General features: G+C 68.8%; 15 protein-coding genes. 8 read left to right on the top strand and 7 right to left on the bottom strand.

All coding sequences use genetic code 11. The annotated features are described in order from the left end of the window. Positions 1–21 precede the first annotated feature (21 nt). The 3 genes from O0S08_RS02635 (at position 22) to O0S08_RS02625 (ending at position 3,818) form a co-directional block, all read left to right on the top strand. The gene (locus O0S08_RS02635; protein ID WP_269037366.1) at positions 22–915 is read left to right on the top strand and encodes a hypothetical protein; all 894 of its coding nucleotides are present in this window, start codon (positions 22–24) and stop codon (positions 913–915) included. Next, positions 836–2,338 carry a serine/threonine-protein kinase gene (locus O0S08_RS02630; RefSeq protein WP_269037365.1) on the top strand — a complete coding sequence of 501 codons (1,503 nt, stop codon included), beginning with the start codon at positions 836–838 and terminating at the stop codon, positions 2,336–2,338. The genes O0S08_RS02635 and O0S08_RS02630 overlap by 80 nt, the downstream gene beginning before the upstream one ends. A 226-nt stretch (positions 2,339–2,564) precedes the next feature. Further along, positions 2,565–3,818, top strand: a complete 1,254-nt coding sequence (locus O0S08_RS02625; protein ID WP_269037364.1) for a hypothetical protein — start codon at positions 2,565–2,567, stop codon at positions 3,816–3,818. An 86-nt stretch (positions 3,819–3,904) separates the two neighbouring features. Here O0S08_RS02625 and O0S08_RS02620 read toward each other — a convergent pair whose 3' ends face one another. Genes O0S08_RS02620 through O0S08_RS02595 form a run of 6 tightly spaced genes read right to left on the bottom strand, consistent with a single transcriptional unit; the run spans position 3,905 to position 10,856 of the window. Continuing rightward, complete coding sequence (locus tag O0S08_RS02620; RefSeq protein WP_269037363.1) at positions 3,905–5,110, bottom strand: TlpA family protein disulfide reductase; 1,206 nt, start codon at positions 5,108–5,110, stop codon at positions 3,905–3,907. 1 nt (position 5,111) lies between these two features. Beyond that, positions 5,112–5,264: a hypothetical protein gene (locus tag O0S08_RS02615; RefSeq protein WP_269037362.1), complete on the bottom strand. Its 153-nt coding sequence runs from the start codon at positions 5,262–5,264 to the stop codon at positions 5,112–5,114. After that, a complete protein-coding gene (locus O0S08_RS02610) occupies positions 5,261–6,364 on the bottom strand; it encodes a hypothetical protein (protein ID WP_269037361.1) in 1,104 nt (367 codons plus the stop codon). Before O0S08_RS02610 ends, O0S08_RS02615 begins: the two co-directional genes overlap by 4 nt. Before the next feature lie 7 nt (positions 6,365–6,371). Further along, positions 6,372–7,685, bottom strand: coding sequence for a vitamin K epoxide reductase family protein (locus O0S08_RS02605; RefSeq protein WP_269037360.1), 1,314 nt, complete (start codon positions 7,683–7,685; stop codon positions 6,372–6,374). Then, complete coding sequence (locus O0S08_RS02600) at positions 7,682–9,523, bottom strand: serine/threonine-protein kinase (protein WP_269037359.1); 1,842 nt, start codon at positions 9,521–9,523, stop codon at positions 7,682–7,684. Before O0S08_RS02600 ends, O0S08_RS02605 begins: the two co-directional genes overlap by 4 nt. 49 nt (positions 9,524–9,572) lie before the next feature. Further along, positions 9,573–10,856 carry a DUF4215 domain-containing protein gene (locus O0S08_RS02595; protein ID WP_269037358.1) on the bottom strand — a complete coding sequence of 428 codons (1,284 nt, stop codon included), beginning with the start codon at positions 10,854–10,856 and terminating at the stop codon, positions 9,573–9,575. 1,169 nt (positions 10,857–12,025) lie between these two features. Between O0S08_RS02595 and O0S08_RS02590 the strand changes: the two genes are divergently transcribed. Beyond that, positions 12,026–12,673, top strand: coding sequence for a ParA family protein (locus tag O0S08_RS02590; protein WP_269037357.1), 648 nt, complete (start codon positions 12,026–12,028; stop codon positions 12,671–12,673). Between the two features lie 554 nt (positions 12,674–13,227). Here O0S08_RS02590 and O0S08_RS02585 read toward each other — a convergent pair. Beyond that, positions 13,228–14,535: a hypothetical protein gene (locus O0S08_RS02585; protein WP_269037356.1), complete on the bottom strand. Its 1,308-nt coding sequence runs from the start codon at positions 14,533–14,535 to the stop codon at positions 13,228–13,230. A 232-nt stretch (positions 14,536–14,767) separates the two neighbouring features. Here O0S08_RS02585 and O0S08_RS02580 point away from each other — a divergent pair, with 232 nt between their 5' ends. The 4 genes from O0S08_RS02580 (at position 14,768) to O0S08_RS02570 (ending at position 17,148) form a co-directional block, all read left to right on the top strand. Beyond that, positions 14,768–15,502 (top strand): helix-turn-helix domain-containing protein, encoded by a 735-nt coding sequence (locus tag O0S08_RS02580; RefSeq protein WP_269037355.1) that lies wholly within the window; start codon positions 14,768–14,770, stop codon positions 15,500–15,502. After that, positions 15,492–15,695, top strand: a complete 204-nt coding sequence (locus tag O0S08_RS02575) for a helix-turn-helix domain-containing protein (protein WP_269037354.1) — start codon at positions 15,492–15,494, stop codon at positions 15,693–15,695. Before O0S08_RS02580 ends, O0S08_RS02575 begins: the two co-directional genes overlap by 11 nt. Positions 15,696–15,913: 218 nt before the next feature. Further along, positions 15,914–16,090 (top strand): helix-turn-helix domain-containing protein, encoded by a 177-nt coding sequence (locus O0S08_RS51190; RefSeq protein WP_371879592.1) that lies wholly within the window; start codon positions 15,914–15,916, stop codon positions 16,088–16,090. Next, positions 16,087–17,148, top strand: a complete 1,062-nt coding sequence (locus O0S08_RS02570) for a tyrosine-type recombinase/integrase (RefSeq protein ID WP_269037353.1) — start codon at positions 16,087–16,089, stop codon at positions 17,146–17,148. The genes O0S08_RS51190 and O0S08_RS02570 overlap by 4 nt, the downstream gene beginning before the upstream one ends. The last annotated feature ends 1 nt before the right edge of the window (position 17,149 follow it).

The raw sequence follows: 17,149 nt of genomic DNA, 5'->3' as shown, positions 1-17,149 counted from the left end.
GCGGTCATGATGCTTCTTCCCGTGTTCCTGGTGGTGGTGCAGTCGCCGGCCCCGGCCGAGGCCTCCGCCGGGCCGTGGCAGGTACACGCGGCCGAATGCCAGCGGCGCAAGGCCGCGGGGGAGCATGCCGAAGCGGGCGACGCTTGCCGCCGGGCGTTCGAGGCCGTGCCTGAAGGACCGGAGTCGTTCGACCAGCGCTCTCTGCTCGCGTTCTCCGCCGTCCGCCTCTACAAGAAGGCGCACAAGGCCAGCAACGACGTAGCACCGCTCTGCAGCGCCGCCACGCTTCTGCGAACGTTCGAGGCGCAGCTCGCCACCCTGCCGCCCGCCGATCGCCCAGGAGATCGGGCGGGCATCGCCGACGCCCTGCGAGAGATCGAGCCGCGGATCGCTGGGATGTGCACGGACGGATCCCCCGACGATTTGGTCGCTGTCGGTCGTCCGGACGGCAAGCCCAAGACCGACGCTCCGGCCTCACCCGCTCGAACGCCGGCGGTGGTCGTCCAGCCCGCGCGCCCCGAGAAGACCCCGACGACCGACCGCCCGTCGATACGGAGCGAGCGCCGCCCGCTCCCGATCGCCGGATGGACCACGCTCGGCGTCGGGCTGGCCCTCGGCGGCGGGGCGATCGCCATGCTCGTGAAGGGAGCCGCGATGGACGTGCAAGTGGACAGCCTGAACGCCACGTACCCGGCAGGCACCATGATCCCCCACGCACAAGCGCAGCGCTTCCATGACCTCACACGCCAGGGAGAACGCGCCAACGACCTGGCGCTCGGCCTCGGTGTCCCTGCGCTCGCTCTGTTCATCTCCGGGGTTACGCTGCTGGGGATCGATGCGCATCAACGGCGCACCGATCGCCGCTTCGCGGTGCATCCTGGCCCCGCAGGGCTCCGCCTCACGATGGAGTTCTAAGCATGTTCACGGAACCGGATCAGGGCTTCCGACCGCGCATCGCCCACGACTTCACCGGCGAGACTCTCTCGGAGGGCGATACCGCCTCGACTACCGGATCGGCTACGGCGCCGCCGCCTCGATCTACGCGGCGACGTGCAAGAACACCGGGGCGATCTTCGCGCTCAAGGTGCTCCACCCCGACCACGACGACGACGCGGTCGAGGTCCAGCGCTTCAAGCAGGAGGGACTGCTCGCCGCGCAGATCCGGCATCCGAACCTGATCCCGGCCTACGATGCCGGATGGCTGGGCGGGCGCCACTTCATCGCCATGGAGCTCGTCGAGGGCCAGACGCTAGCCAATGTGCTCAAGGGCGGGCCGATTCCGTGGGAGCGATGCGTCTCGATCGTCTGCGATGTGCTCGCGGGGCTCGCGGCGCTCCACGAGCGAGCGGTCGCGCACCGGGACATCTCGCCCAACAACTGCATCCTCGAGCACATCGGCGGATGCGAACGCGCCCGCCTCTCCGACCTCGGCTACGCCCGCGTGGTCGAGGGCATGTCCGAGGCCGAGGGCCTGAAGCTCGGCGTACCGCCCGAATCGGTGCCGACCATGATCTTCGGGACGCCGTACTTTATCGCCCCGGAACGCCTGCGCGGCAGCCCAGGAGACTTTCGGGCCGACATCTACTCGGTGGGTGCGCTGTGGTACACGATGCTCACCGGCGAGGCGCTTCCCGATCCGCGCGACTCGGACCCGGTTGCCGTCGCACAACGGCTCGATCTTCCGCCGACGCTGCGCGCTGTGCTGCTCGGCGCGGTCGAGATCCGCATGCGGCGTCACCACAGCGCCGCGTCGATGGCCGACGCGATCCGCAAGGCGCTCGAGGACATCCGAGCTCCATCGAATGACTCGATCGACAAGATGCTCTCGGACCTCCACGACCGACGCCGACGCGCGCGACGGTTGAAGGTGTTCGCGCCGCTGTTCGTCGTCCCGGTCTGGCTCGCGATCCAACCCGAGCCGACCTCGCCCGCGTGTCCCGACCCGAAGGCGCTCTTGGCATCGCCGGTGGTGGCTGCCCGTCCCGAACCGCCTGTGGCCACGCCTGTGGACCCGGAGCTCGCTACGCACCCGGAGCCCACGCCTTCAACCACGCCGACGCCAGAGTGGAAGTCCGACGCGCAGGTGTTGGTGGACATGCACGCCGACGAGCCGCGTACTGCCTCTCGCCGTGAGGTGGCTACCTCCGTGCGTGTATTCAACCTTCGACGCGCGCTGGCCAAGTGCAAGCCGCCCGGACCGATGTCGATCGAGATCGCCATCGTTCCTGGCGAGAAAACGCAGATCGACGGCGAGCCTGCGGAGGGCGAGCTCGGGCGTTGCGTCGAGGGCGTGCTTGCCTCGCACCCACCGAAACGTGCCGAGACGATCAAGCTGTAGATAAGCGATCGGTCTGAAGGTCACGAGGGACTTTCGCGCCGTGATGGCCGCGCGGGGTCCCGTGCCGATGGACATCGTGTTGCCCCCGGACGGCGAATGCCACGCGGGCTCTATACCAGCGTTAAACAACGTTCTCGCGCAGGACGCGAGCCCATCAACAGACTGGCGTCGAGCGGGCCTTTGGGCTACGTTCCCGCTCGCCGGCATGTCGTCTCTCTGCGTCTCCATGATGATGTTGCTGCTCGTGGCGCCAGCGGGCCCCACGGCCACGAACGCGGGCGCGCCCGCCGAGACGACCAGGCCGGCCGCATCGAGCGACAGGGCCGAGCGGACCGCGCGGGCGGCCGAATTCTTCGAGGGCGGCCGCTACGTCGAGGCTGCGCTCGAGTTCGAGGCGCTGCGGCGCGATTACCCCGACGAGCCCTCGCTCCTGTTCAACGCCGCCGCGAGCCGCGATGCGGCCGGTCATTTCGCGCACGCGGTCGCCTACGTGCGCGAGTACCTGGCGCGTACGGACATCGGGCCCGACGATCGCAAGCAGGGCGAGGAGCAGCTCGCGGAGGCGGTCCGCAAGGTGACGCCGGTGACCGTGACGATCACGTTGCCGCTCGAAGGCCCGCAGACCGTCACCATGGTCGCGCGGCACGTCTCCAGCAGCCCTGCGGATCTGCGGCCCGAGCTCTCGTTTCCGCAGGCGAACCCGCGGCTGCCGCTGAAGCTCGAGCTCGATCCCGGCGCGTGGATCGTGCGGGTGGAGGGTTCCGGCTATCAACCCGCGGAGCAGCAGGTCGCGGTCGGCACGGCGCCGCTGGCGATCTCGCTGCGACCCGAGCTGGCTCCCATCGTGCGACCCGAGCCGCCGCAAGCGCGCGTGGTGCCGCCCGAGGTCGTGAAGGGCACCGCGCGCGGGCTCTACATTGGCGGTGGTGCGGTGGCGGCGGTCGGGCTCGGGCTCATCGGCGGCGGCGTGGGGATGATCCACGGCCAGCGGGTCAAGACGTGCGACGATCCGACGCTCGCCGACTGCCGGCGCCGATTTGCCAACGCGTTCGTGGTGCGCAATGTCGGCTCGACGCTCCTCGGCGCAGGCGCCGGGCTTGCAGCGAGCGCCCTCGTGTGGCGCGCGAACGATGCGCGCCAGCGGATGATCGCATGGAGCGCACTCGCGGCGGTCGGCGGCGTGGGCCTCATCCTGGGCGAGGTGATGGTGGTCCGGGGACCAATCCCGTTCAGTCGCGACAACACGAATCCGGAGGGCACGCTCGCGGGCTGGTCCGAACATTGGAGGGAGCACCGTCATTCGGCGCTGCCGGCCCTCGGGGCGACCTTGCGCGGCCTCGGCGTCGGTCTGCTCGCGGGCGCGGTGACGGGGCTGATCGTCCAGCGCAAGCACCTCGGTCCGGGTGGAGCCCGGGCAATTCGCGTCGATCCTAGCGCCGGCCCGGGCCACACCGGCATCGTGCTCTCGGGCAGATTTTGAGTCGCCGACCCTCGGGATGAACGCGTCACGCGCCAACGATCCTTGCGGCCGCGCACGGGTGGCGCGACTGCGGCGTGCAACCATAATCAGGGCTGCAGGGCCGCGCGGCAGCGAGGTGGCTCGCTGGGGCGCAGGCTCTTGCATACGAACCGCTCGGCGCACGGGCAGTCCTGGCAGCAGCTGCTCCGGCTCTCATGGGGGTCGCAGACGCCGTTGCCGCACATGGGCGAGGAGGCAGGCGCGGTCACCTGCAGCTCGGGGAGCTTCTGAAGGCGAGAGCACTTGCCATTGCGGAGCCGGGTCTTCGGCGGGCACGTGGTCGGCAGGATCTCGGGGGGAGATGTGACGGCGACGGGCTCGGCGGGCTCGGGCTCGACGACTTCTGCGGTGCCGGGGAGGTCGCTGCTGCGCCGGCGCAGCGGGCCACAGTCCTCGAAGCTGTGATGCGCCGCGGTGCGCTCGATCGCCTCACAGCGGCCGTTTCCGGGCCATTCCTGGGTGCACCAGGCGCCCGGGCGCGTGTCGGTCAGCTCGGCGCGGAGCTGGTCGATCAAGGGCTCGAGCGCCGCGAAGTCGGCCTCGCCGAGCTGCTCGAACTTGGCCCAGCGGACCCGGCGGTTGCAGTCGAGGACCAGCGTGACCGGCAGGTTGCCGCGGTAGAGGCCGCCGTCGTCGCCCTCGGCCAGCGTCGAGGCGAGGGCGTCGCTCATCGTGCGATCGGCGAGACGGATCGGCGCTGGCGGCATGACGCCGGCATAATCAAGATAGGACCGCAGCGGATCGGTGTGGTCCTTGATCTGGATCGGCACGAAGCGGACATTATCCCACTCGCGGTGGCGTCCGAACATCGACTTGAACTCGGGCAATTCGGCGAGGCATGGATCGCACCAGGTGGCCCACAGGTTGACGATGTGGATCGTCCGCGGCGGCAGCACCTGCGGCGAGCCGAGGCGCAGGTTGTCGAGCGGGAGCTTGCCGACCTCGCCCGGGGACAGCGCCTCGAGGGTGAGACGCATCGCCGGCGAGATGTCCATGCCCGAAGCGCCGAGATAGCCGGACTTCGCGGGATCCTGGCGCGGCGGCGGTACCTCTGCGGGCTCGGGCGCCGCCGGCTCCTCGGCGCCGGCGACGGGAGCGCAGGCGTCTTGTCGCTCTGCCAACAATCGCACGAATTGCTGGTGCTGGTCGGTCCGGCGGCCCATCAGCCACACTGTAATGATAAGCCCCAGCCCCGTAAACACGAGGTTGATCGCGGTCCATCCGAGGAACAGGCGGGTGCGATCGGCGGTCACGTCACGGCTCCCGCTCGCAGGCGCCCGCGAGCCGGCGCACGAAGGTGTCGCGCTCGTGACGCCAGCGCACGCCCACGATCGCAGCGGCGAGGATGCTGGCCATGGCGAGTACACACGTGATCTGGGCGAACAGGCGCGCGCTTCGTTCGGTCACGGCGGGGCCTCCGCGGGGTCGACGGAGATCGGCGGCCTGTACTCGTCGCCGAGGCAGGGGATCGGGATCACGAAGACGACGCGGTTGACCGCCGAGAACAGCGCCTGCCAGGCCGGCGAGGTGCGGTCCTGAAGATCGATAGCCCCGTCGAGCGCGGCACGGAGCTCACGCGCGCTGGCAGGATCGGCGGTGACGAGCGGATCGACCGTCGGCGGCCGTCCGCTGGGATCCGTCAAATAGGTCTGGCGATAGCGAGCGGGCTCGATCGTCCGCGTGGTGGGCAGGCCGAACGAACGGATCCGCACGCGCCGCTTGTCGCGCTCGGTCTCGGGGATGCCCTCGTAGAGCACGAGGTCGAGCAGGTTCTCGACGAACTTGATCCGCGCCAGCGCCAGCCAGTGGTTGGCCTCGGCGTCGCCGTCGGGGCTGGCGCGACCGATGACGAAGATCTGCTTGGCCTCGCGCAGCGGGCCGGCGAATCGACGCACCTGGTGGAGGTAGTGATCGAGGACCTCGGGCGGCGGCCAGTCTTTGCGCTTCACTTGCGGCTGGCCGCTCGGGAAGTGGACGGCGAAGCGGTCGGGGAAGGCCGACAGAATGAGGTCGAACTTCTCGTCCTCGAGCGCGAGCTGCTCCCACTCGGCGGTGGTGCAGGCGCCGGCGGAGACGATGTCGGCGACGGTCTTCTTGCGGGTCGAGCACTTGAGCGCGAGCGTCTTGACCGCGTCCGCGAGGGCCTGGTTCTCCTCGCAGACGAGCGGAGTGCGATCGACGCTGGACGGCGAGACGCAGCGCAGGTTGTGACAGACGAGGTCGTCCTCGCACTCGCAGTCGCGGCAGCTGTCGCCCTCGCCACACAGGACCTCGGGCGGCACGGGGACGCAGGCATTCAGGCGACAGTACTGTCCCGGGGGACAGGTCGCGGTCGTCGGGCGCGAGAGGTCGCAAGTCGGAGCGGCGGCGCGGGCTGGGGACGGGATCTGTGCGAGCGTGAGGTCGGTGTCGTCGGTGACGAGGTAGACGACCGCAGCGACCGCGACCGCCATGGCGACGGTCAGCACGAGCATCATGAGGGTCGCGGGGTCGCGGGGCGCGGACATGGTCGGATTACTTGGCCTGGGCGGGCGGAGCGGCCTGCAGCTCGATGTACATGCCGAGGTCGTCGAACGGGGTGTTGGCGAAGATCCAGTAGGGAGGACGCTCGAAGTCGATCTCGCCGTTCAGAGCGGCGTACACGGCGATGGCGGGGACCGCGAGGTTCAGCACCTCGGCGTGCCGTTGGTGCGCCGTGATCGTAGCGAGCACGCCGCGATCGTCGTCGATGCAGCGGAATAGCGGGTTGTCGCGGTCGTCCGGATCGATCTCCATGCCGAGGTCGACGGCGCGATTGCCGACGCGCTCGGCGGTGAACAGCGGCTGACCCGCCTGGCGATCGTCGTGCAATGCGAACAGTCCGCCGATCAGGCGGTAGCCGGCGCCAGGCCGGAGCTTCTCCATGCACTCGGCGGCGCACGCGGCCAGGCAGGCGTTGTCGTCGCGGGCGCGATCGTCGGAGCGGGCAAACCCGGCGGGGAAAGCCGCGGGATCGCAGGCGTGACGCGGCGCATGGTAGACGCGCAGCTGGACCGGCTTCGGGAATTGATTGTTGCGCAGGGCGCTGGCGAGCTGCTTGAACTTGCGCTTGCACGCGCTGCACGACATGTCGAGATAGGCGGCGAGAATCACCGGCGCATCGGCAGGTCCGACGCGGATCGGCGCGACCGGCAAGGGCTCGGCCTGCTCGGGGCAGCCGTCGCGCACGCTCACCGTATGGCGCATGCCATGATAGGCGAGCGACTGCAGGCCGGTGGCGATCGTCAGCAGCATGCCGAGGCGGAAGGCGGCGTCGATGAGCGAGGCCCTGCGGTGGCGGAGCGCGACCCGCAGGCCGAATTGCTCGCGCGGGTCGGCCGCGCGCCGCACGGCCGCGGTGCACAACACGAGCAGCAGCGCGACGACGTAGAGCGACAGGCAGAACGGACAGGGCGATTGCAGGATCAGGAACGCGTACGCGGCGTAGGCGAGGCTGACGAGCGCCATCACGAGCGAGAGGGCCCACTGCAACGGGGCCGCACAGCCACCGAGGAAGCCACGGCGGACGAGCTGGCCGATTGCCAGCACTGCGATGCAGAGGTATGCCGCCGAGCCCCACGCGCTGATCGGCAGACCGCCGACGATCGACCAGGCCGCGCCCAGAGCGTCCTCGCAGCGCATCTCGCCGACCTGACAGCCGCCATTCGGGCCGAGGCACGGCGTGTAGGTCATGCGGAATTTCAGGATGGTCAAGTACGTGCCGATCGCGGCGCCAAACAGCCCAAGCAGGGCGCAGGCGATCAGCGCTTGCCAGCGCAGGCCGGCGGCGGCGAGCCTGGCGGTGCTCATGGCTTGCCCGCCTTCTCCGGGTCAAGCGGCACAGGCGCGAAATCGGCGCTCGAGTGCGTCACGGTGTACACGAAGGCGCCCCCGCGCGGACTCTTGCCGAACGGGAACGACAGGGCCTTGCGGAAGCACGCGCGGAGGTCACGGTCAGCGGAGTAGACGCGCACGTCGGGCGTGCCGTTGGGGGCGACGTCGACGCGGAACTTGACCTTGGGGGCGATGAGGCCGCCTGTCGTCATGCAGGTGGTCCGCATGAACTTGAGCTGCTGGGCGATCTCCGACCTCGCCGCGGTGTAGGGGAAGCCCGATTCAGGCCGTGGCTTCGGCCGCATCTCGTGGGCCGGCGGGGGCTGCTGAGTCTCGAGGGCCGGCGGCGGAGCAGCTTGCTTCGCCTCGGTGAGCTCGCTGGCGACGGGAGACTCGGGCTCCGCGGGCGCTCGCATGCTCGCGCCTGAGGGCGGTGCTTCGGCGCGCGGCGGAGGCGTCTCAAGGGGCATGTCCTTGGGTGCATCTTCTGCGGGAGCCTCGGCGTGCGGTGGAGGTGTCTTAAGGGGCATGTTTTCTAAAGCATCCCCTATGGGTGACTCGCGCTTCGGTGACTCGGGTTCGGGTGGCCCCGGGCTCGGCGGGGCGGTGCGCGCGGGGGTATCGGCCGAACCAGACATGGGCGTCGAGGTCGCGGTCTTGTCTGGCGCCTCGTCGTCCGGAATCACCAGTTGGGTGGCGACCACGAACATACCGATCGTGGATAACAACGTGACGACGCGGTTGGCGACAGCCCGCGGTGCGATCGTCTCGGCGGTCGAGCCCTGGCCCGCGCTGGCGCCGGGTCGCGGGTCGGCGCCCGGAAGATTCGCAGGCATGACGGCGGTCGCGGGAGTGCTGAACGCGGGGCCCGAGACTCCGGCGCGGCGGATCCCGAGGGTCGCGCAGATGGCCTGCGCCAGCTCGTCCGTGCTGGCGTAGCGGTCGCCGGGGTTCGCTGCGAGGGTGCGGAGGATGATGGCGTCGACGGACGCCGGAATCGCAAGGTGGGGCGCCGCGCGACTCGGGAGGATCCGCTCGCCGTGAACGTGTTTGCCCAGGACCTCGAAGGCGCTGTCGCCGCGAAACGGCGAGACTCCGGTCAATAGTTTATAAAGGGTGGCGCCGAGCGCATAGATGTCGGTGCGGATCCCGGCCCTGGCGTCGCCGGTGACCAGCTCCGGGGCGAGATACTCGGGTGTGCCGATGACCGTGCCCTTCTGCGTCGGGCCGGTGGGGGCGTCCATGTCGCGGGCGATGCCGAAGTCGATGATTTTAATATGATCGGGGTTGTCGTCGATCGTGAGGCGGACGCAATTGCTCGGCTTGATGTCGCGGTGAATGATACCCTGGCGGTGAGCGCTGCCGAGGCCGCTGCAGAGCTGCAGGGCGATCGGGCCCAGACGCGTCCACGGCAGCGGACCCTCGCGCCGGAGGAGCGCCTCGAGGTCCTCGCCCCGGAGGTATTCCAGCACCAGGTAGAGCTCTCCGTGCGGCAGAGCCCCCACGTCAATCGCATGCGCCACGTGGCTGCTGCGGACCTCCATCATGGCGCGGGCTTCGTTGAAGCACCGCGTCTGCAGCTCGGCGCTGGTAGCCGGGAGAGACTCGACCACCTTGATCGCCAGAGCGGCGCCGGTCCGGAGGTGCCGGCCGAGGTACACCCGCCCCATTCCGCCGGCGCCGAGCTTGCGCTCGATGCGGTAGCGGCCCTCGATCTCGAGACCGATGTATGGATCCGCCGGCGGCCGGCGCAGGTTGGGTGCCGTGGCCGCATCGTCGTCGAGGTGCGTCGTGCGCTGTTCGGGCGCGATCATGATCCAGTACGCCGAGGCGTTCTTGCGTGAAAAGCTGGGCCTTGGGAGGTCACGGCGAGCTCTGGAAGCAATAGAGGTGGAGGGACGTACCGCAGCTGAAGGGGTTGAGTACAGCGTCGTTCAGGTCGGCCCAGTCGGTGTTCGTCGCGGTGGTGTCGCCGAGGCGGCCTTTCGGGGCGAGCATCGAGTTCGACCAACTGTTGCAGTGCTCGGTGCCGGCCATCGCGCCGGCGGCAGTCGTGTTGGACCAGGCGTTGAGCGGGTCAACTGGGGTCGAGCCGGTTTCGGTGAGGTTGATGGCGGCCGCGAGGGTGCCGTCGGTGAGGTCGGACCAGCCCTTGGCGATGGGGGTGCCGTCGACGAGCTGGTACCAGCCGGTGAAGGCGGTATCGAAGCGTGTGGAGGGGGAGCCGCTGTCGTCGCTGAGCCAGGCGCGCCAGGCGGCGGCCGGGAGGTTGGGGTCGGCGGTGAGGCCGGCCGTGCCGCACTTCATGTCGGCGCCGGCGAGGCCGCCGAGGTTGCCCTTGAAGTCCGACGACGTGACGAAGACGAGGCGGGGCTTGACGCACTCGTTGCTGCACCCGTCGTCGTCGATCGCGTTGCCGTCGTCGCACTCCTCGCCCGGCTGCGGGATGCCGTTGCCGCACGTCGTGCAGTTGTTACGGCACTCGTCGTTGTCGATCATGTTGCCGTCGTCGCACGACTCTCCGGCGGCGGGGTTGTGTTGGCCGTCGCCGCACTCGACCGCGGTGCAGTCCGCGTCGCAGGTTGGGGTGGCCGAACCTTCGTCGCAGGTTTCAGGCGCGCTCACGATGCCGTCGCCGCAGGTGCAGTCGGCGCAAGAGGTATCCTCGTTCGACTCCTGACAGACTCCGTCGCCACAGTGGGTGGCTTTGCCCGTGCACGCGGTGTTGCAGGCGAGTTGCTCGGGCGTGTCGTCGTAGGCGTCGGAGTTGTCGGAGCCGTCATCGCAGGTCTCACCGGCCGCAGCGTTGAGGACGCCGTCACCGCACTCAACCGGCGTGCAGTCGGCATCGCAGGTCTGGGTGCCTTCGCCCTCGTCGCATGCCTCCGGCGCTTGCTCCGACTGGTCCCCGCACCAGCCGGGATAGAGGCCGTTGCAGGCCGCGTTGCAGTGCTTCTCGCCGGTGTACTCGTCGGAGTTGCACACGCCAGCGCTGCAGTCCTCGCCGTCGTCGCAGGTCTCGCCGGGGTCGACTACCGCGTTGCCACACAGACCCGGGCCGGTGGTCGAGGAGTCGGTGCTGGTCTCGGTGGTCGTGTCCGTCGTCGAATCGGTCGTGGTACTCGGATCGACGGGGGCCCAGCACACAGCGGTGATGCATTTGCCTGGGATGTCGGCGCAACCCAATGGGCCTGGGAGGACGGCGGAGAGAACGACGACTGACAGCGCGGCACGTCCGGAGGCGAACATCGGGCCCGACCTTATCGAACGAGACCCTACCGCGCAAGACTCGATCCGGTCCGAACGGCGTTCGGCAGCATTTCTCAGGACCTCGGAAGGCCCGTGTAGGGCGGCCGCCGGAGCAGGTCGTCGGGCCCGTGCCTGAACGTCCGGTTCGCGCATGGACGCGCTCGCGCAGAGCTGAGGGGCGAGGTAAAAATTGGTGGCCACGTGCCGAGGTGAGCGACGGCCACATGATCTTGGCGGCGCTCCAGGGCCACGTCGGCCGCCATGGGGATGAGCGCCGAGAGTGCCCCCGCGTGCGGGGCTCTGCTCGTCGCCACGCCTGTCGTCCTCTTGATGGTGCTGTTCGTGGATAGCGTCGTCGCTCTCCGCTTGGCGACGAGTGGCGCCACGTGTGTGGGGCCGGCGGCCGGCGGGGGCGTGGCCCTCGTGGTGGCCATGGGCGTAGCCCGCGAGCGGGGCCCTACAGGCGGCATCTGACTGCCATCTGACCCGCCCGGCAGGCCCGATCTCGCAGTACGATGCCGACCAACGACGGTGTCACCTGCCTGCAAGTCGGCGTGCGATCGATGGCCGGCAGGTGAGCGCCTATCGGCAGGATGAGGCGCGTCAGCTCGCCGCTCGCCTGTGCGTCGGCTCGTCCGCTGGCTGTCGGCTCCGCGTCGCTACCTGGCGTCGGATGTCGTCCGCTTGCTGCTCGCGCCGCGCGCTAGAATCGCCTGCCTGTGCGGCGCTCACCGAACAGCCGTCGCATGGCAGGCAAGTGCCTCCCGGCGCGGAGCCTCGACGGCGAGCGCGCGCAGCGTTCGCGGGGAGCACCAGGTGACCGTCGAACAGGGTTCGCGGGGATCCTGGCCCCGAGCGCCGAGCCTCCTCGAGAGCCATCACCGCGAGACCCAGCGTGTCCAACAATCGGCGCGCGCTCCATTCATGGCGCGTCGTCCTCGTGGGACGATTGGGCACGGTCGTGACGCAGCGCGCGTGAGACGATTGGGCACGATCGTGATGGTCCGCGACCTCGAGATGGGCACACGACCCTGGCGGCCCGGCGTATCCCTCATCAGGATGACAGCATGAAGACCATCGTCGTGTACAACAACAAGGGTGGCATCGGAAAGACCACCTTCTCCGTGCACCTCGCGCTCTTCGCCTCGGAGCGGCGGATCAGGACCCTCGTGGTCGGGCTCGACCGCCAGGGCGACATCTGCCGCTGGCTCTCCGGCGGCGACGAGCACCTCATGAATGGGCACTTCTTCCGCGTGAACGAGTGCCTCCAGGTTCTGTACAGCCCGATGGAGCTGCCGCAGGACCTCGCCAATTTCGACCTCGTGGTCGCGGACTGCCCGCCGCACGTCGAGGTCGTCGATCAGGTCGACGCGGATCTCTGGCTCGTGCCGATCGACGGGCGCCTGGCGATGGAGAACATGGGGAATGTCTACTCCGCGCTGCGGAGGGCCGAGGGCACGATCTTGATCGTGCTGAATCGTTGCGATCTGATCGGCAAGCGCGCGCTCGAGGGGCTCCGCGAGGCCGCGCACCAGATCCCCCAGGCGACGGTGCGGGACGAGCCGATCCCTTCGTCGGCGGCGATCGCCAAGGCGTCGGAGTACTTCCGCCCGGTGTGGAAGGTGCCCTACGGCAAGGACACTCAGGGCGACCGCGCGATGCAGGCGATGTGCGGAGACGTGCTGAAGATGTGCGGGTTCGAGGGGAGGCTGTGACATGGCGTCGAAGTCGTCCAAGACCAGCGGCCTCCGCTATGGGATGACGGGTTTCGCGCACGCCAGGCAACCAGCGGGAGCCCATCCAGTGGCCATCGTGGCGCTGAAGGAAGGCGGAAACATCCGGGAGGCGACGAGTCCCCTTGCCGAGTCGCTCGCCTGCGAGTCATCTGCTCTCGAATCCGTCGTTGACACCACCGCGACCGAGGTACGAACCGTCGCCCAGGACTCCGCTCGGGGGCTCCCGCCGCGACCGAGCCGCCGAGCCGATCGGAGACGCCCGCTTCAGCGACGAAGCCGGGGCAGGCGAGCCAGGGCAAGAGTCGACGAGCACGCCGAGCCTCCGATGACTACAAGCTGCCGCCTCGGGGAGCTGCGAAGCAGCGGCCGCGCTCGCACCATTTCCGGTTTCCGGAAGAGATCGACGCCTGCCTCAACACGCTCGCCGAAGCGTTCGACTGCACCCGGACCCACGTCGTTTGTTCGGCGATCCGTTCGGAGTGGCAGCGACTCCGCCGCAAGCAGGCGAAGGACGCGAAGAAGGCCTCAGCCTCTCACTGATCCTGGCGGTCGTCGACGCGGCCCTTGCCCGCGCGCGTCGCGAGTCGAGCGATGCACGCCGCGTTCGGTTCGCTGAACCACTCCACGTGGTTCTTCCAGTACGCGATCCGTTTGACGACCGCGCGCTCGAACAGCGGGGATCGAGCGGCGAGCCAGTGCAACGCGCCACGGCCGGCGCGCTCCTTCGGCGGGGCCCGCATGTCGCCTTGCTCGAGGACCCAGGCGAAGACTTCCGTGTGCGTGCCGACCACGGGAGTCCTGCGACCGCGCGCGTGCGCTGCCACGAGCGCCCAGACCAGGTGCCGCGCGTACTCGGTGCCGATCTCGTCCCGGGCGGCGCGCACGAGTGCCGCGAGGTGGTCGCGGATCGCCGGAGCCAGCTTGGGCTGGCGCGCGATCGCCTCGGCGACCATCTCGGGCGTGAAGGGTCGCGGCCGCTCGAGCAGCACGACCGGGACCTCGTCGGGGAGAAGCTCGAGGCCGTTCGCCTGGCTCGCTGCCCCTCGGAACAGGCACCGTGCGGCGCCGTCATCGCCGACGAGGACGAGGGCGACGTCGTCGTCACCCAGGAGACAAAGGTAGACCTCGCCGAGCGGCGTATGCACGTACCCGGCGAGTCCCGGGAGCCGGACGTACTCGAGTCGATGCTGCACGCCGCGGACGCGAATGGCGAATGGCTCGTCACCGTCGTGCAGGTCGCTCGAGAACTCGTTGGTCAGGTTGCCGCGCCAGTAGTTCGCTAGCGCCGTCAAGTTGTAGTCGGGCCCGAAACCGACCAACACGAACGCGCCCGTGGGGCTGACCAGGAAGAGAGCGTGGTCTCCGTGGAGGTCCGCTCCGAGCGGGCGCACGCGCGCCTCGTAGCCGGCGCCGAACCCCTGCGCGAGCGCGGTGTCGTGGGTCTTCATCCTCCTGAACTCCGTCAGGTGGAGCCGTCGCTGCGGGCGTCCAGGTCGAGCAGGCTCGTCTTCGGTGACGAACGGCGCGCCCTGGGGACCACCTCTCCGGCAGATTTGCTCCGCGCGAGCCTGCAGCGCCAGAAGCTCGCCGCGGCCGACGATGCGGGAGCCACCACGCGGCCAGCGGAACCGGAGCTTCATCTCGCGGCTCCGTGCACGCCCCGACTCGATCTTGATGTCGAAGTCCTTCCACCACGCGTAGTAATCGCTCCCGTGGCGTTCCCACTCGAAGGTGACGGCCTGCGACGTTAACAGCCGCCAGTACTGCTGCAAGTACGTGAACGGCTCCTCCGCGGTCGGGAAGTTGAAGAGCTCGCGGAGCCGTTGCTGGATCTCGAGCATCGTGGATGCACTCCTTCAGGGGGCGGAGACACGGAGATCTCGTTGTTGGCAACTATCTTGAAACTCTAGCATCACCAAGGCCAAGCTTGCCAGCTTGATCTACCTGTGCGCTCTGACGCGCAGATTTCTTGGGAATTAGGCTGGCAGATAGCTCCGCGAGCGAAAATAGACACTGGCAGACGCGGGTAGCCCGGGGATCGAGGTCCTATGCTCACCACATGGGAGGTTGGAGATGATGAGAGAGGAAGGCTTCAAGACGCTGATGGAGTACGTCCGCGGGATGATCCGAGGCGAGCGCCCGGACATCGACGTGGTGACGGCGCGGGCGCTGGAAGCCCTGCGCCGACAGCCCCTCGCGGTCCTTCTGGCCGAACTCGCGGCGTCGAACTGCAAGATCCGCGGCGCTCGCGGGAACACCTCCGGCGACGTGCTCGACCTGCTCGAGCAGGTGCGGGTGCAAACCGGCGTCTCGAAACAGGAGCTGTCGCGGCGCTCCGGCGTGTCCCGCGGGCACATCATCGCGTTGCTCGGCGACAGCGCCAACCCCACGCTCGAGACCATCGTCCGCCTCGCTATCGGGCTCGGCTTTCCGCTCGAAGTCGTCTCGCAGACCGAGAGCAACCTCGACGACGGCAAGGTCGAAGACGAGCTCCAGACGGGGATGGACGAAGCCTCGCCCGCGAGCGAGGGCGCCGCGTGGAAGCAGGTCGGTGCCTTCGGCGTGACGATGGCAGGCGCGACGTTACTCCCACAGTTGTTCAGAGACCCTCGCGCCGCGGTCTTCGGCTGCGGTGTGCTCGGGGCTGCATCACTCGGTGTCGCAGTCCTCGTCGAGGATCCGGCCGTGCGTCGCGCTTCCGGTCTCGTCGCCGCCGGTCTGCTCACTGGCGCGGCGATCGGGGGCCTCGTCGGTCTCGTACTCGCGCGTCGCAGCGCGCAGCAGCAAGGAGAGGCCTATGCCCGCTGAGACGACACCGCCGGAGTACATCGGGTCCAGCGAGGCCATGAAGATCACCGGGTTCTCGCGCACGACCTTCTACCGCCGGGTCAAGGATGGCGACATCCCGTGCGTCCGAGCGATCCATCGCTGGATCTTCCACCGCGAGACCCTCATCGCGTGGCGCGAGAAGCTGCTGGCGCCCTCGCGGTCCGCGCCCTGAGCCGCTCGTCGTCGTGCTTCTGCATCTGCTCGCCCGGAAACCAGCGGTCGAGCGTCAATCCGTCGAATCAGGAGGGATCCGTGTACAACTCTGATCCTTGCGGCAGGGGCTCGTCTCGAGCACGACATGTCTATTCGGACAGGCGCTCTGAGATCGCCCCTGAGCGCTGTTCACCCGTCGTGAGTTCGCGTGAGGCGCCGCCGCTCCCGCCGCCGCTGATGACGGTCGAAGAGCTCGCCGTACTACTCCACACGAGCAAGGGCGCGGTCTATGCCCGCCATGCCCGTGGCGGGATCCCAGGTGGCGTGCGTCTCGGCCGGACCTTGCGCTTCGACCCCCGGATCATCGCACAATGGATCTCGGCGAACAGTGCGAGCGCGGGAGGTCGGTCATGACGATCAAGCTGCGCCCGTGGAAGGGAAGGAAGAATGAATTTGAAGTCGACGTCATTGTCAGGAACGCAAGAGGTGACGAGCTCAGGAGCCGTGTCAAGGCGCCTGTCACCGGCAAGACCAACGTCGAGCGGTGGGCCAGGAATCTGGAGCAGGAGCTCCTCACGCGGCTGCTCGCGCCTGAGCCCGAGCCCGAGAAGCCGCCGCCCCCGACGTTCGAGGAGTTCGCCAAGACCTTCCTCGACCTGTGCCAGGCCGACCGGCTCGGGACCAACACGCTGATGAACTACGACGTCCATCTGCGCCTGTACCTGCTGCCGGTGCTGGCTCGCCGGCGGCTCGACGAGGTGACGCCGAAGGACATCACCGCGATCAAGAAGTCGCTGGTCAGCAAGTCGCACAACACCATGTGCGAGGTGCTCAAGACCCTCCGCCGGGTGTTCAACCGCGCCATCGCGGAGAAGGAGATCAAGGCCGCTCCGGTGGACTTCGAGATCCCCCGCCGGAAGCGCAAGCCCGCGGTCGCCTACGACGACCAGGAGCAGGTCGCGCTGCTCGCCGCGGCTCAAGCGATGGGGCCGATGTTCGTCGTCGCTGTCCTGCTCGGTCTCGACGGCGGTCTCCGACGCGGAGAGATCCTCGCGCTCAAGTGGACGGACGTCGATCTCAAGCGAGGGGTGATGACGATCCGTCACAACCTCGTGCGGGACAAGCTCGACCTCCCCAAGGGCAGGACCGAGGACGAGGTCGGCCTCACGACGCGTCTCGCCAACACGCTGCGCGGCTTTCCGAAGACCGGCCCGTTCGTGCTCGACAACCACGGGAAGCACTTCCAGGAGCACCACATCAAGTCCTGGATGAAGGCGCTCGTGAAGCACGCGGGCTTGCCCTGGCGCGGCACCCACGTCCTCCGCAAGTCGTGCGGCACGCGGATCGCTGAGGGCGGTGGTGGGGTGGCGGCCGTCGCCAGCCACCTCCGCCACAAGGATCTTCAGACGGCGAGCGACTACGTCGACCGTCGCCGCGGCAGCGCCGGTGCGCTCCACGCGCTGGAGAGATAGT

The sequence above is a fragment of the Nannocystis punicea genome (genome assembly GCF_026965555.1).
GTDB classification, from domain to species: Bacteria; Myxococcota_A; Polyangia; order Nannocystales; family Nannocystaceae; genus Nannocystis; species Nannocystis punicea.
This window is presented reverse-complemented; position numbering and strand designations above follow the sequence as displayed.

Coding starts and splice junctions, on each gene's coding strand:
- O0S08_RS02590 (WP_269037357.1), top strand. CDS start 12,026: ATGAAGACCATCGTCGTGTACAACAACAAGGGTGGCATCGGAAAGACC.
- O0S08_RS02605 (WP_269037360.1), bottom strand. CDS start 7,685: ATGAGCACCGCCAGGCTCGCCGCCGCCGGCCTGCGCTGGCAAGCGCTG.
- O0S08_RS02625 (WP_269037364.1), top strand. CDS start 2,565: ATGATGATGTTGCTGCTCGTGGCGCCAGCGGGCCCCACGGCCACGAAC.
- O0S08_RS02575 (WP_269037354.1), top strand. CDS start 15,492: ATGCCCGCTGAGACGACACCGCCGGAGTACATCGGGTCCAGCGAGGCC.
- O0S08_RS02630 (WP_269037365.1), top strand. CDS start 836: ATGCGCATCAACGGCGCACCGATCGCCGCTTCGCGGTGCATCCTGGCC.
- O0S08_RS02610 (WP_269037361.1), bottom strand. CDS start 6,364: ATGTCCGCGCCCCGCGACCCCGCGACCCTCATGATGCTCGTGCTGACC.
- O0S08_RS51190 (WP_371879592.1), top strand. CDS start 15,914: ATGACGGTCGAAGAGCTCGCCGTACTACTCCACACGAGCAAGGGCGCG.
- O0S08_RS02580 (WP_269037355.1), top strand. CDS start 14,768: ATGATGAGAGAGGAAGGCTTCAAGACGCTGATGGAGTACGTCCGCGGG.
- O0S08_RS02570 (WP_269037353.1), top strand. CDS start 16,087: ATGACGATCAAGCTGCGCCCGTGGAAGGGAAGGAAGAATGAATTTGAA.
- O0S08_RS02585 (WP_269037356.1), bottom strand. CDS start 14,535: ATGCTCGAGATCCAGCAACGGCTCCGCGAGCTCTTCAACTTCCCGACC.
- O0S08_RS02600 (WP_269037359.1), bottom strand. CDS start 9,523: ATGATCGCGCCCGAACAGCGCACGACGCACCTCGACGACGATGCGGCC.